Source organism: Marinoscillum sp. HNIBRBA16962, from assembly GCF_057801515.1.
Window position 1 is genome coordinate 4,833,708 of sequence record NZ_CM173603.1, and the last position, 14,425, is coordinate 4,848,132.

General features: G+C 43.9%; 11 protein-coding genes. 4 read left to right on the forward strand and 7 right to left on the reverse strand.

Features of this window, described 5'->3' with window-relative positions:
- Nucleotides 1-3: 3 nt before the first annotated feature.
- Genes AC3E9V_RS20165 through AC3E9V_RS20180 form a run of 4 tightly spaced genes read right to left on the reverse strand, consistent with a single transcriptional unit; the run spans nt 4 to nt 3,213 of the window.
- Entirely contained in the window at nt 4-927 is a 924-nt protein-coding gene (locus AC3E9V_RS20165; protein ID WP_488749970.1) for an aspartate carbamoyltransferase catalytic subunit, read from the reverse strand.
- On the reverse strand, nt 924-1,466 hold the full coding sequence (pyrR, locus tag AC3E9V_RS20170; RefSeq protein WP_488749971.1) for a bifunctional pyr operon transcriptional regulator/uracil phosphoribosyltransferase PyrR: 543 nt from the start codon (nt 1,464-1,466) through the stop codon (nt 924-926). Before pyrR ends, AC3E9V_RS20165 begins: the two co-directional genes overlap by 4 nt.
- Before the next feature lie 34 nt (nt 1,467-1,500).
- Nucleotides 1,501-3,054: a hypothetical protein gene (locus AC3E9V_RS20175; RefSeq protein WP_488749972.1), complete on the reverse strand. Its 1,554-nt coding sequence runs from the start codon at nt 3,052-3,054 to the stop codon at nt 1,501-1,503.
- A 15-nt stretch (nt 3,055-3,069) separates the two neighbouring features.
- A complete protein-coding gene (locus AC3E9V_RS20180; RefSeq protein ID WP_488753673.1) occupies nt 3,070-3,213 on the reverse strand; it encodes an EVE domain-containing protein in 144 nt (47 codons plus the stop codon).
- A gap of 260 nt (nt 3,214-3,473) precedes the next feature.
- On the opposite strand from AC3E9V_RS20180, the gene AC3E9V_RS20185 reads away from it, so the two are divergent.
- A complete protein-coding gene (locus AC3E9V_RS20185) occupies nt 3,474-4,484 on the forward strand; it encodes a glycosyltransferase family 9 protein (protein ID WP_488749973.1) in 1,011 nt (336 codons plus the stop codon).
- Between the two features lie 27 nt (nt 4,485-4,511).
- Complete coding sequence (locus AC3E9V_RS20190) at nt 4,512-4,997, forward strand: SixA phosphatase family protein (protein ID WP_488749974.1); 486 nt, start codon at nt 4,512-4,514, stop codon at nt 4,995-4,997.
- A gap of 514 nt (nt 4,998-5,511) precedes the next feature.
- Here AC3E9V_RS20190 and hslU read toward each other — a convergent pair.
- Genes hslU through lon form a run of 3 tightly spaced genes read right to left on the reverse strand, consistent with a single transcriptional unit; the run spans nt 5,512 to nt 10,373 of the window.
- Nucleotides 5,512-6,894, reverse strand: a complete 1,383-nt coding sequence (gene hslU, locus AC3E9V_RS20195; protein ID WP_488749975.1) for an ATP-dependent protease ATPase subunit HslU — start codon at nt 6,892-6,894, stop codon at nt 5,512-5,514.
- A gap of 10 nt (nt 6,895-6,904) precedes the next feature.
- Nucleotides 6,905-7,900 (reverse strand): type IX secretion system protein PorQ, encoded by a 996-nt coding sequence (gene porQ, locus AC3E9V_RS20200; protein ID WP_488749976.1) that lies wholly within the window; start codon nt 7,898-7,900, stop codon nt 6,905-6,907.
- 1 nt (nt 7,901) lies between these two features.
- Complete coding sequence (lon, locus tag AC3E9V_RS20205; protein ID WP_488749977.1) at nt 7,902-10,373, reverse strand: endopeptidase La; 2,472 nt, start codon at nt 10,371-10,373, stop codon at nt 7,902-7,904.
- Nucleotides 10,374-10,690: 317 nt separating this feature from the next.
- Here lon and AC3E9V_RS20210 point away from each other — a divergent pair, with 317 nt between their 5' ends.
- Both AC3E9V_RS20210 and AC3E9V_RS20215 read left to right on the forward strand, forming a co-directional pair.
- A complete protein-coding gene (locus AC3E9V_RS20210; protein WP_488749978.1) occupies nt 10,691-12,670 on the forward strand; it encodes an OmpA family protein in 1,980 nt (659 codons plus the stop codon).
- A gap of 218 nt (nt 12,671-12,888) precedes the next feature.
- A complete protein-coding gene (locus AC3E9V_RS20215; RefSeq protein ID WP_488749979.1) occupies nt 12,889-14,424 on the forward strand; it encodes a TolB family protein in 1,536 nt (511 codons plus the stop codon).
- The last annotated feature ends 1 nt before the right edge of the window (nt 14,425 follow it).

Here is a 14,425-nt window from a genome sequence, read left to right on the forward strand (position 1 = left end):
CACCTACTGCTGCCCTGCCAGCAGATACAACACTGCCATCCGAATTGCCACGCCATTTTCTACCTGACCCAGTATGATGGAGTGCTCAGAGTCTGCCACGTCGCTGGTCAGCTCCACTCCCCGGTTGATCGGGCCCGGATGCATGATCACAATTTCTTTATCCAGCGTATCGAGGAGTTTTTTATTGATCCCGTAATAGATCGAGTATTCACGCAGTGATGGGAAGTACCGCATCTTTTGCCGCTCCAGCTGGATACGAAGTACATTGGCTATATCACACCACTCCAGGGCTTTTTTGATGTCTAGCTCCACTTTTACGCCCAGCGAATCAATATGCTTGGGCAATAAAGTAGCTGGCCCGCAAACCATCACCTCCGCACCGAGCTTCTGAAGCGCAAAGATGTTAGACAATGCCACTCTTGAATGCAGGATATCCCCGACGATCACCACTTTTTTCCCGGCTACATCGCCGGTTTTCTCGCGTATGCTGTAGCTGTCCAGCAGCGCCTGAGTAGGGTGTTCGTGAGTACCGTCGCCAGCATTGATAATATTAGCCTTGATATGGCGCGACAGGAAGTGTGGCGCTCCGGGACTGCTGTGACGCATTACAATCATATCCACCTTCATCGCCAGGATATTATTGACGGTATCCAGCAGTGTTTCGCCCTTTTTTACTGAGGAGGATGAAGAAGAAAAGTTGATCACATCCGCCGAAAGACGTTTTTCTGCCAACTCAAAGGATAACCTCGTCCGGGTAGAGTTTTCAAAAAAAACATTGGCAACTGTAACATCACGGAGGGAAGGAACCTTCTTGATGGGCCGATTCAAAACATCTTTAAAATTATCCGCAGTTTCAAAAATCAGATGGATTTCCTCCGGGTCGAGGTTTTTGATACCTAAGAGATGCTTTGTTTTTAACTGGCTCATTCAGTCTCGTTCATTAACCATATATTGTCTTTCTTACCTTGCTCTTCAAGCTCTACAAGCACCCTTTGTGAGGGCATGGTATTTACTTTTCTCCCTATGTAGTTGGCCTCTACTGGAATGTGCCTGCTGTACATCCGATCAATAAGCACCAGCAGTTCTACCTTGGCCGGTCGCCCAAACATCGTCATGGCATCCAGCGCAGCACGAACAGACCTGCCCGTATACAAAACGTCATCGATCAATATGACCTTTTTATCTTCAATGATAAATGGAACCTTGGTCTGGTTAGGAGAAAGTGGCTGATCACGCCTTCTGAAATCATCTCTGTGAAACGTGGTGTCCAGGTAGCCCAGTTGTATCTTTTTATCCAGGCTGGCTTCCAGTTGTTTTTTAATCCGCTCCGCAAGGTAGATCCCTCGGGGCTGCATGCCCAGGATTACAGAGTCGGAAAAATCGCTATGATTTTCAATGAGATGCTGGCACAATCGGCTGATTGTGACATTCAGTAGTTTGCTGTTGAACAGGAGTCGTTTTTGCATGATCAAACTGCATGCAAATATAGTAGCATCTTACTTAATTTGGATTCTCCTCCAGATGATATTGGATTTTATTCACATAAAATACCTTACGCGTCCTATCACCGTCTATTATTGTGTTTTTGATTCGCTGCTCACCGAATGCATACATTGTGTTACCGTACCAGTACTTCAGTCCTTCTATTTCCGGATTCCTGGTTTTCACTTCATCATTTTCATGTGCCAGCCTTACCGGACTGAAGGACTTCCCTTCTAATATTTCATTGCCCTGAATAACTTTTGACCGGATCTCATTTTCCTGCAAATACATCAGTACGATCTTATCCTTGTAAGTGCTGACCGTGACGTATTCTTCCAGAGCAAACGTCTCCACATCATTGATCTCAAAGCTGTTATCCCACAGTATATTCCCATTACGGTCAAAGGCTACTACTACGGCATGGGTATAATTATAGCCCATAAAGCTGGGATTCAGTCTGTTGAAACCACCGTAACCAGCATACGGGGCGCCGGTGCTATAACTGGAGTATCTGGGGTAGTAAGCTTCTCCGAGCAGAATATACTCATCTTCTCTCTGTATGATATCATGGACTAAAAGCCGGTAGCTGAATTTTACCCGCTTGCCTTTTGCCCTGCGGCGCTCGATACGCTCTTTAATACGTTGTTCGCGGCGTTCATTCATGTATCCGAAAAAATTGTTGAGATCAGCATATTCGTGATATTTTACAAACTGCTGTCTGCCGTTGATGAATTTGGCGAGGTACAGGCCACGGCTATACTGTGATGCTTTTTTAGAATAAGTACCCGCCAGGTATTGAAATCCTCCATAGAATATGGTGCTGGCACCATCCACAAGATTTTTGCGGTCACCCGGACTGATGACATTATTCTGGATAAGATCGGCTGAAGCGGTAAAGGTTTTTGACCGAACGGTATATTTTTTATTATTCATCTTTTCTGACTGGATCACTGAAAACATACCCGCCTCATCGTCGATGATGATATCCAGAATATCACTCTTATTATCATAAAAGCCGGGCACAACCTGCGGCCGCTGCTCTTCCAGGTCAAACCTGAGGAGAACCGGTCGATAGTTGGTATACCCTGCCAGCAGCACATTAGGCCCAATTACTTCAAAAAATGTTAACTGAATCGGGAAAACCGTATTTACTTCTATTTCCCGAAAAGTGGCCGCCGAGATATCAATCTCGTACAGCAGCAGATCCTCATTGTGGTACCGGGAAGCATTAAACAAGAGGTAAAACATACCGTCGTAATACTCATAACCGGTCAGGTAGCTATCAAAAGGGATGGTATAGATCCTCGTCCACTGTACTTTAAGCAATGTATCCAGGTAGTGAAAGGTCCAGTTATACCCATCGCCAGATCTGTCAGTGGTTTCTACCACCACCAGCAGCCCTTCATCCTCACCGGGTATGATCCGGTAATCCATATCAAAGTCCGCTATTTCAAACTCTACACGGTTTGGCTGGTAGATGTAATCACTGGTATCTTTTTCTTTCTTCCGCTGAGAAAACCCGGTAATAACCGTCAGTAAAAAGTAGATTCCTATGAATATTCGCACAGTCATTAAACAGTCTTTAGCTCATTTTCCCTTAGGTATTGCCATAGCTACGATCAGGTCAAACTCCTCTTGCTTTACAGGCTGCCGGGAGTTTCTGACAAGAACCATATCACTAAGTCGCTCATCTGATTTAACCATTTCCAGCGTCACTGGTTTTTTTTTAATTTTGTAATTCTCAAATTTATTTTAAACAATTAGGTTAAGCTTCCCCCTAAACCTTAGTTAAATGTACAATTTATCCCGTTAAACATATTCATCACATGACATCCATTTTTAATGGATTAAATTTCTGCCAATGAAATGAGCATGATGTCGAGACGCGTAGTCCGGGACGCGTAGTCCGGGACGCGTAGTCCTACTGAATATGAATATAAGTTTTCGGCCAAAAGCCAAAGGCTAAGAGCTAAAAGTCAAATTATATACGCATGAAAATACTAATCCTCCGGTTTTCTTCCATAGGAGATATTGTTCTTACCACACCCGTTATCAGAGCCCTGAAAACGCAATTGGAAAATACTACATTGCACTATGCTACAAAAGCTGAATATCACCCCATCCTGAAGGAGAACCCATACCTGGACAGCATTCACCTCTTGAAAGCAAGTACTGGTGAACTGATCCGGGAGTTGAAAAAAGAGAAGTTTGACCTGATCATCGATCTGCACCACAACCTGCGAACCTGGAAAATAAAGTTTGCACTTCGCACAAGATCGTATAGTTACCACAAGCTCAATTTGAAAAAGTGGATTTTCACCAACCTCAAGATCAACCTGATGCCCAACACACACATTGTGGATCGATACATGGAAACTGTAAAACCGCTTAACATCAAAATGGACAGCCTGGGGCTGGATTATTTTATCCCTGAAAAAGATGAGGTGGACCCGGAGTGGCTTCCGGAACCTTTCAGAAAAGGATTTGTAGCGCTGGCTATAGGCGGAAAATGGGCTACAAAACGCCTTCCTAAAGGACGGCTGATCGAGCTGTGTGACCGAATCAATAAGCCTGTCATTCTCGTTGGAGGAAAAGAGGATCACCAGACAGGTGCAGAAATTGAGTCTTTTTTTAAGCGAAAAGTTGGTTTTGACAAATTTGATGAGGGGTTAAGAAAACTCGGAAAGAAAGCGATCGTTTACAATGGATGTGGCAGGTTTAACCTCAACCAATCAGCATCCCTTATCCGACAGGCCCGCTGGGTCTTTACCCACGATACAGGGCTTATGCACATTGCGGCAGCTTTCAAAAAAGAAACCTTCACTATCTGGGGAAATACCATACCGGAGTTCGGCATGTACCCTTACAGGACGAAGTTTTCCATTTTCGAAAACAAAAAGCTCAACTGCAGACCATGCAGCAAGATCGGGTACAACAAATGTCCCAGGGGACACTTCAAATGCATGAAGGAAAATATATTTGATTTTTACCTGCCGGACTGATCAAATAAAAACCATTAACTTCAAAAAATGAAAACCCTTTACATCATACGTCATGGCAAATCTTCCTGGAGTTTTGATCTGGATGATCACGACCGGCCTTTGGGCATACGCGGAAGAAGTGATGTCCGAAAAATAGCTAAACACCTGAGTGCAAATGCTCCTACCCCTGAGCTGATGATTACAAGCACTGCCAGCCGGGCTCTTTATACGGCGCTATTTATTGCTGACGAATGGGGCTATCCGGAAGATCAAATCCAACTTTCAAACGGGCTTTACATGGCTGGCACAAAAGAGATCATGGGAATAATTGAGGATTTGGGAGTTAATACTCTGGCCATATTCGGGCACAATCCGGGCTTCACTGCATTTATCAATCACCTGCAGGAAGAATATCTGGATAACCTGCCGACTTGTGGGGTTTTCAGCATCTCTTTCAGGTGTGATTCGTGGAAAGAAATAAATTCATCTGTTGCCAGAAAGAATTTTTTCATTTCTCCCAAAAAGCTTAAATAGCTAGTGTAATGTTAACGATATAATGTCTCAGGCATAGTGTAACAGCACTCTTCATTTCCCGCAGATTACGCTGACCTGCCTGCAGTAGCCACTTCCGGCAAAGGCAGGTCTTCGCTGATTCTCAATTCATTTCTGCGTTTTTCTGCGACACTTGGCCGCCGTACTACTCTGGCAGGCGGGTCAGCGGGAGTTTGTTCCGACAATTTATACTTAACGCAGCACTAGATAAGCCCTGACATAAAAAAGACTTACAAACCAGGAAACCTTTTCATGTGTTTAAAAATTGGCTTTTAGTCTTTAGCTGTTGGCTATTAGCCTTTATTTGGCTGTTTTTAAGGTATTGTCTATCATCTTTTTGCCTATTGCCCATTGGTCATTGCTTACTGCTACTGCCTACCGCTTACTGCCTACTGCCTATGGCTTTTGGCTGAAAACGTCCCGGACTACGCGTCGCGGACTACGCGTCGCGGATTGCCATTTAGCCTTATGCTCATTTCATGTGTTTTCAGGTGGATTATAGAATATACTGACTAAGGTCTTTATCCTTCACAAGGCCCTGCAGTCTTTCCTGCACCATGTTTTTATCCACAACGATCTGGGCATTCGGCCCAATTTTATCCGGTATCTCAAAAAGTATATCGTTAAGCAGCTTGCTCATGACTGTATGCAACCTACGCGCACCGATGTTCTCCACCTCCTCGTTGATCTGAAATGCTATCTCTGCCAGTTCCTCCAAAGCATCATCCTGGAAGGTCAGGTTCACATCTTCCGCCCCTATCAGCGCTATGTATTGCTTTGTCAGAGCATTTTTTGGCTCTTTGAGGATACTCAGGAAATCTCCCTTGGTGAGGTTATCCAGCTCCACGCGGATAGGAAACCGGCCCTGAAGTTCCGGAATCAGGTCCGAAGGTTTGCTGAAATGAAATGCTCCCGCAGCTATAAAAAGGATATGGTCCGTATGCACGATACCATATTTCGTATTCACGGCACTGCCTTCCACTATTGGTAGCAGATCACGCTGAACACCCTCTCTACTTACATCAGGACCACCCTTTTGGCCATTTCGGCCTCCTCCGGCAATCTTATCAACCTCATCTATGAAAATAATCCCTGTATTCTCAGCCTTCTGCATTGCCTCTTCTTTTACCTCATCCATATCGATGAGTTTACTGGTCTCTTCCTCCATGAGAAGCTTGCGGGCCTCCTCAATAGTCACCTTCCGTTTTTTGGTCTTCTTAGGGAGCATATTTCCCAGCATTTCCTGCAGGTTGATCATGGAAGCTTCATCCATACCTCCTCCCACCATACCAATGCCAGGGTTGGCGGTTTGCTTCACGTTGATCTCGATCTTCCGTTCATCCATCTCACCGTTCTTGATCTTCTCACGAAAACGCTCACGGGTTTTTTCATTGAGCTCCCGCTCATCCTCGGGCTGATCTTTACCTACTCCTGATGCATGGGGTGTGGGAGTACCCTTCAGTGGAGGAATCAGAGCATCCAGAATGATCCCCTCAACAATTTCTTTAGCCTTTTCTTTGACCTCCTCTTTTTTAGCAATCTTGACCATATTGACAGACTGCTCCACAAGGTCCCGCACCATGCTTTCGACATCTCGCCCCACATAGCCTACCTCAGTAAACTTGGAGGCTTCTACTTTGGTAAAAGGAGCTTCAGCAAGGTGAGCCAGCCTGCGGGCAATCTCTGTTTTACCAACACCCGTAGCCCCTATCATCAGAATATTGTTCGGAACAATTTCACCCTGAATATCTTCCTTCACGTTCATTCTTCGCCAGCGATTTCGTAGCGCAATGGCGACATTGCGCTTTGCATCATTCTGACCAATTATATATTTATCCAATTCAGCGACTATCTGTCTTGGTGTTAAGTTCTTATTCATATCTCTTTCGTTACAAAATCTTTCTAAATGCGTTTAAGTTGGCTTGAAGCGTGAAAAAATCAGTACCTCCGGCTGCATGATAAGTCGCATGAGCATACCTGATTTTGATTTTTTTGACCCCAATTAAAAATCCATAGCTAAATCCTGCTCCATACGCAGCCTCATCTTTTCGCAACTCTTGTCTCCTTACATGACTATACCCAAATAAGAGCTGAATGTTTTCATGGATAATCAACTCCGTGCCAATATTAACATGCCTAAGCAACTTATCAGCTATTTCTACGGCACGTGAGGTACTTAAATCACCTTCATCTTCAAAATACAAGTCATTCACCACCAGACTATGAGCCGAAATACTAAACCGAAAAGGCATGTGTTCCGGTTTCACTGATGAGCTTATCTGCACATCAAAAGGGACCCTTGTCAGAGAAGTTCCACTATAATCGTTCAAAACCACTCCGAGGTTTTTAAAGACCAGGCCAACAGAAAAATCCATATCAGGAGCACTGTAAACTCCGCCAAGGTCCATCATAAGCATAGAGGCCCCATATCCGGCAGCTCCGGAGTAAGCAAACTTCATATTGGCGCCAAGTGTAAATGCACTGATCCGATGACTTTTGCCGACCATCAGCACATAATCCTGTGCCTGAAATCCACCTATAGCATCCCCATTATCTGCAGTCTCTTCAAAATCCCCGTAGTTGAGGTATGTCATCCCGATAGCCAGCTTACCAATTTTATTAAACTCCGCATGGTATGCTCCTGAAAAAGAATAAATGCCTGCAAAATACGGACTGAAATTCAGAGTCGCTTCACCAGCTTTCACGGAATCAAGGACTGCCGGGTTGTGGGCAAATTGCATCAGGTCCCCATCTGCAAGAGAAACAACCTTACCTCCAAGCGCTGCATTTCGAGCTCCAAAAGGCGCGTTGACCGATTGACTGCCACTGAACTGCGAGTGGGCCTCAAAAGTGGCCAGGAGCAATATGAAGCACAGAATCCTCAAGTTATTTTGTGCTGGTTTCAGGAATAATAAACTCCATTGGGTGTTTCGGTTTATCCTTCAATAACGCAATTTTCAAAACATCTTGCACAGATTCTACAAAATGAATATTCAGCCCCCTAATATAATCATCATTGATCTCTTCCAGATCCTTGGCATTTTTATGACACATGAGGATCTCTTTAATACCCGCTCTGCGTGCTGCCAGGATTTTCTCTTTGATACCTCCTACAGGCAGTACCTTGCCTCGCAAGGTTATTTCCCCGGTCATGGCCAGCTTCTTTTTGATCAGCCTTTGAGTAAAGACAGATGCCAGAGCTGTCAGCATCGTGATGCCTGCTGAGGGTCCATCTTTTGGGATGGCTCCTGCAGGCACGTGCACATGCAGATCATAGTGCTCAAAAACCCGGTAGTCAATACCGAGATCCTCCGCATTCGTTTTCAGGAAGGATAATGCCGTCATAGCAGACTCTTTCATTATATCACCCAGTTGTCCTGAAAGCGTCAGCTTACCCTTACCCCGACTCAGGCTGGCTTCTATAAACAAAATATCTCCTCCGGAAGGGGTCCATGCAAGGCCCGTAGCTACTCCCGGCAACTTATTGTCTTCGTAGGTTTCTTTATCAAAATCCTCCGGTCCAAGGATCTTACGTACTTCAGTGTCATTGATCTTTTTGGAATACTCCTCTTCCATGGCTATGGACTTGGCTGTATTTCTGATCACTGAAGCTATTTTACGTTCCAGATTCCTCACACCGGATTCTCTCGTGTAATCATTGATCAGTTTAGCAAGCGCCTTCTTATCAAACAATATATCCTCAGCTTTTAAGCCATGCTCCTCTCTTTGCTTGGGAATCAGGTGCTTCTTTGCTATTTCAACCTTTTCTTCCAGAGTATACCCGGTAATATCTATGATCTCCATCCGATCCCTCAGAGGTGGCTGGATCGTATCCAGGGAGTTTGCCGTTGCTATAAATAAGACCTTGGATAAGTCATACTCAACCTCCAGATAGTTGTCCTTAAACGCATTATTTTGCTCAGGATCCAGTACCTCAAGCAATGCTGAAGAAGGATCGCCCCGGAAGTCAGAGCTAACTTTATCGATCTCATCCAGGATAAATACCGGGTTAGAGGTCTTGGCTCTATTGATGTTCTGAATGATCTTACCGGGCATTGCTCCAATATAAGTCTTTCTGTGTCCTCGTATTTCAGCTTCATCATGAACACCTCCCAGGGACATCCTCACATACTTCCGACCCAGTGCATCAGCTATAGACCGTCCTAATGAAGTCTTACCAACTCCGGGAGGTCCATAAAGGCAAAGGATCGGGCCTTTAAGATCATTTTTGAGTTTGCGAACGGCCAGGTATTCAAGGATCCTGTCTTTGACTTTATCCAAACCAAAATGATCTCTATCCAGGATCTTTTTGGCATGCTTCAGGTCAAAATTATCCAGTGTCACCTCATCCCAGGGCAAGTCTACCAACAACTCTACATAGCTCATCGCCACGGGGTATTCTGCAGCTGCCGGGTTCATCCGGCCTATTTTATCCAGCTCCTTGAAAAAGTGAGCTTTTACTTCTTCGGGCCATTTCTTATCGGCGGCTCTTTTCCGGAGTTCATTGATTTCCTGATCCGGTCCATCCTGCCCAAGCTCATCCTGCAAAACTTTCATCTGCTGGCGCAGGTAGTAATCACGCTGTTGCTGATCAATATCCGAATGTACCTTATTGGCAATCTCCTGCTTCAGCTCCAGGATCTGAATATCCTTCAGCATGTACTTGAGCAACAGTTCTGCCCGCCTCTTGGAGTCATTGGTTTCAAGCAGCTTTTGCTTATCCGAAACCTCCGCGTTGATATTGGAGGAGAGGAAGTGCGTCAGAAACGTATAGCTCTCTATATTTTCCAAAGCTACCTGTGCCTCCTTTGGAATCTCCGGATTTAGCTTAAGTACTTTGTATGCAGCTTCCTTCAGAGAAGATGTGATGGATTTTATCTCTTCTTCAGACACATCATCCCGCTCTTTGATAATCTCAAAAGCTGCCTTCAAAAACGGATCCTCCTGAAGTCCTTTCACAATGTTGAACCGCTGCTGTCCCTGAATGATAATAGTCGTATTTCCATCTGGCAAAACCAGCATCTTCAGGATTTTAGCAACTGTACCTACTTCATACAAATCATTAAAACCAGGCTCTTCTTTTTTGGTGTTTTTTTGCGCCAAAACACCAATGATACGATTGCCTTTATAGGCTTTTTTTACCAGTCTGATAGACTTGGTCCTGCCTACAGTAATCGGAAGCACAACTCCGGGAAAGAGGACGGTATTTTTGATCGGGAGGATCGGAAGTTCATCCGGGAGGTGGTCATCACTGAGCTCCGCTCCTTCGTCATCAGCCACCAGCTCAATCAGCTCTCCGGACTCATCTTCTAAAAAATCTGTGAAATTTAAAGGGTAATTTAATTTATCTTCTTGCATAAACTTATGTGTCAATTTGTCAGAAAAAGCCTGCTTTTTTACCACTTTTGTCTACTCCTAACAGTAAGCAAGCTACTTTTACAAGACCAATTTGCCGGTGTTTTTCGATTTTTAGTTCAATTTGATCGTTAACAAACCACTGATTTTCAGCTTTTTTACCAACTCCTGCTTATTGGTCCTTTTTTTCGAAAGGTCTCGTGCAGAAGTATATTGCTTTATATTGTCAATAGGTATGCCAAATTAGCTTTTGATGCTATAAATCATGTTATCTTTAACCGAATTCTGAAAAGTGACTGTCGCTAAGACATGGTTTTTTTATGAGAGGACTTAGAATCCGCATTTTCACCGCTTTCGGGCTGACCCTTATCATTTACTCACTGAACGCTCAAAGACTTGCCTCCAGGCAGATTCAGACGGACTCTGTCCCTTCGAATGTCACCCTCAATATTTATGATTTCAAAAACATTAATCGCATACCTGACTACTATAACGAATCGAAGCTAAAATCTATTCGAGAAAACTGGGATGCAAAAAACTGGGAAACATTATACACCCAACTCCAGGACTATGTGAGCCGTTTTGGTGTTCAGAATTTTTACAAGGACACCCGGCTGATATGGCAGCTAGCCAAGCTTACAGAGCTTTTTGATGATCCTGAAAAGGCCAAAAGTCTCTACAGACTGGTTTTAAGGCATCACCATACCGGTATCAATCTCAAGGAGATTGAGTTGTACTATGATTCTCTAAACACTCAGGAGGCCGCACAGTACGTGCCCCTGGACTATTATTATGAATTGGTCGAGTACAGAAACCTGATAGACACCCTGAGGCCACCCCGCGGCGTGCTTCTAAACATGGGGGCGGAAATCAATAGTCCTAAGGCAGATTATGCGCCAACATTGAATGTGCAAAACAATGTGTTGCTTTTTACTTCAAAAAGAAATGAAATGGACCTGACCATTAAGCGCATGGATAATGAAGACCTTTTCTTCAGCAAAAAGGATGATTATGGAAACTGGTCAGACGCTAAGGAATTAAGTCAGATCAACTCAAGGTATAATGAGGGATCAGCTTATCTGACAAGAGATGGTAAGCGGCTATACTTTTCCCGCTGTGACTGCAGGGATTGCTACGGAGATTGTGACTTATTTACCGCAAAACTCCAACCTGACAGTACCTGGGGAGAGATCGAAAACCTGGGATCAAATGTCAATAGCCTCAGCTGGGACTCACACCCTTCTCTGTCACATGGAGAAGACACCTTATACTTCGCTTCTGACCGGCTGGGCGGCTTTGGGCTTTCTGATATTTATTTTACTTATAAATCAGAGAATGGCCGGTGGGCTCCCGCCCAAAACCTGGGTCCTGTGATCAATACCCGCAACAATGATGTAAGCCCCTTTTATCATCCGATCTTTGATGTGCTTTACTTCAGCTCAAACGGCCAGCTGTACAATTTTGGGGAATTTGATATCTATAAGTCCCATAGAATAGATGGGTTATGGTCTGAGCCCTACAATATCGGACCGCTGGTTAATGGGAGAGGAAGTGAATTCTACTTTACAATAGATTCTGATTCGGAGTTACTTTTTTATGCAAGATCCATTTCCCGCGATCTTAACAAGCAGGATATTTACTCATTCCCCCTGCCCATGGAGGCACAGCCTCTGGCTACTACTCAGGTATCGGGTTCCCTGACAGACTCTTTGACCGGTAAACCTTTTAAAGGAATTGTTTCGATTATCGACCTGGATGAGGGAGTAGAGGTAGCGCCGAGATTTCTAAAAGATGACGGAACTTTTGAATTCAACCTGATCAATAATAGAAATTACCTGCTCGTAATCCAGGGTGATGACTTTTTTCGCATTGAAGATGCTTTCTTTCTGGACGGACCTACGGAGCTGAAAAAAGTGACAGAACCACTGGCAAGCCGTGTAAAGTTTGAGTCAATTGAGTTTGATAACGGGGAAGCCAGACTGAAAAAAGAAATGTATGCAGACCTGAATAAGATCGTTAATTTCCTTTATGACAATCCCGAATTCAAGCTTAAAATTTCCGGCCATACAGACTCCTTTGGGAGTGCTGACTTCAACCTGCAGCTTTCAAAGGAGCGAGCTAAAAATATTCGGGATTACATTGTAGAGTTTGCCGGAGTAGCCTCCGGGCGTGTAGAATGGGAAGGGTACGGAAGCACCATGCCTATTATGGAGGAAGACACTGAAGAAGCCAAAGCCCTCAACCGCAGAGTGGAGTTTGAGATCTACAGGTCAGCTCAGGATGCAGGCGATCAGGAGTAAATAGCATACAACGAAATAGAAATTTACCTAAGTACAATTCCTAAGTTGAATCCATATTGATTCTTTAGACAATCTCTGTTAATTCTCTTACCACAAGCGCTTAAAAGCTTTCCTGGTACAGGATTGGTGGTCTCCCCTATTTCTCACATTAGGTTTTTCACCCTAACAATCATCCATTCAGCAACTGATCTTTGTAATGATCCAACAACTGCTGTCTTATGAAAACGATTTTAATGATCTGGCTGGCCTGCCTGGGGAGCTTCGGTGCAAAAGCTTCTAAAACTGACCCTGAGGAAAAGATTTCTTTTAACAGTGCAAGTGCAATAAGACTACAGGAAGCTTTGAGCTTTTCTAAAATTAACGAACAATATTATTTTCATGACGAAGACCTGTTAAAGGAAATTCGCCTCCTAAGCAAAAAAAAGGACACGATTGAGCTGTATAATGCATTATGTACCTACATTGGTCAGTTTGGCATGGGAAATTTTAAGAAGGATACTTATTTGATCTGGCAATTAGCAAAAATTACAGCATCTCTGGGGTATAATGAGGGGGCAGTTTCCCTCTACAAGCTGGTTTTCAAACATCATCATTCGATGATCGAATTTAGTGAAATAAGGAAAGTAAAAGATTCACTCAACCAGATGGAAAACGGCAGCTACGTTTCTCTGGACTATTACTATCAAATTTCCGATCATTCAAATAAAGTAGATAAAGTAGTTGCTCCACACAGTAAAGCGATCAACCTGGGAAGCAAGATAAACAGTGATGGGCCGGATTATGGGCCGGTATTTCACGCGCAATCACAGTCCCTGCTTTTCACCTCACAGCGAAACCATTTAGGTCTTCCCTCACAAAACGTAAACGAAAACCTGTATATAAGCACGAGAGACAGTACCGGTAACTGGTCACGAGCAACGGAAATCAAAGAAATAAACTCTCGGTACAATGAAGGATCCGGATGCCTGAGTCCGGACGGAAGCACCCTGTACTTTTCCAGATGCAATAGCCCCGATTCTTATGGAAACTGTGACCTGTTTGTAAGTTCATTACAAAAAGACGGCTCCTGGGGGCCTGCTAAAAACCTGGGGTCACTGGTAAACAGCGTTAAATGGGAATCACACCCCACCTTATCTCACAGCGGAGATACGCTCTATTTTGCTTCCGATCGAGAGGGCGGTTTTGGTAAAACAGATATTTACTTCACTTTCAAAAATCAATTTGGTAAATGGATTGAACCCCGTAATCTGGGACCAGCCATAAACACTAAAGAGCACGACCTTAGTCCGTTTTATCACCCTACCCATAATGTGCTTTATTTTAGCTCTAATGGACAACCTAATACATTTGGACTATTTGATATTTATAAAGTGCCCAAAGCAAATCACATATGGGGAAACGTAGAAAATGTAGGCCCGCATGTAAATCATGAAGGAAGCGAAATGTATTTTACTATAAACCCTAAAACCAATCGTTTATATTTCGCACGATCAACCAACCATCAACTTAATAAACAAGACATCTACTCTTTCCCATTGCCCATGGAAGCCCATCCAGCCAGTACAACTACGGTAAAAGGTACCCTTACCGACTCTATCAGCGGGCAGGACATGAATGGAATAGTTTCGGTAATAGATATTGATAGTGGAATAGAAGTACTCCCCAAATACACTACCAAGTCAGGGGAATATGCCTTTGATCTTATTGACCAAAAAAACTACATGCTGGTGGTTCGTGGTAAGGATTTTTTTTAGA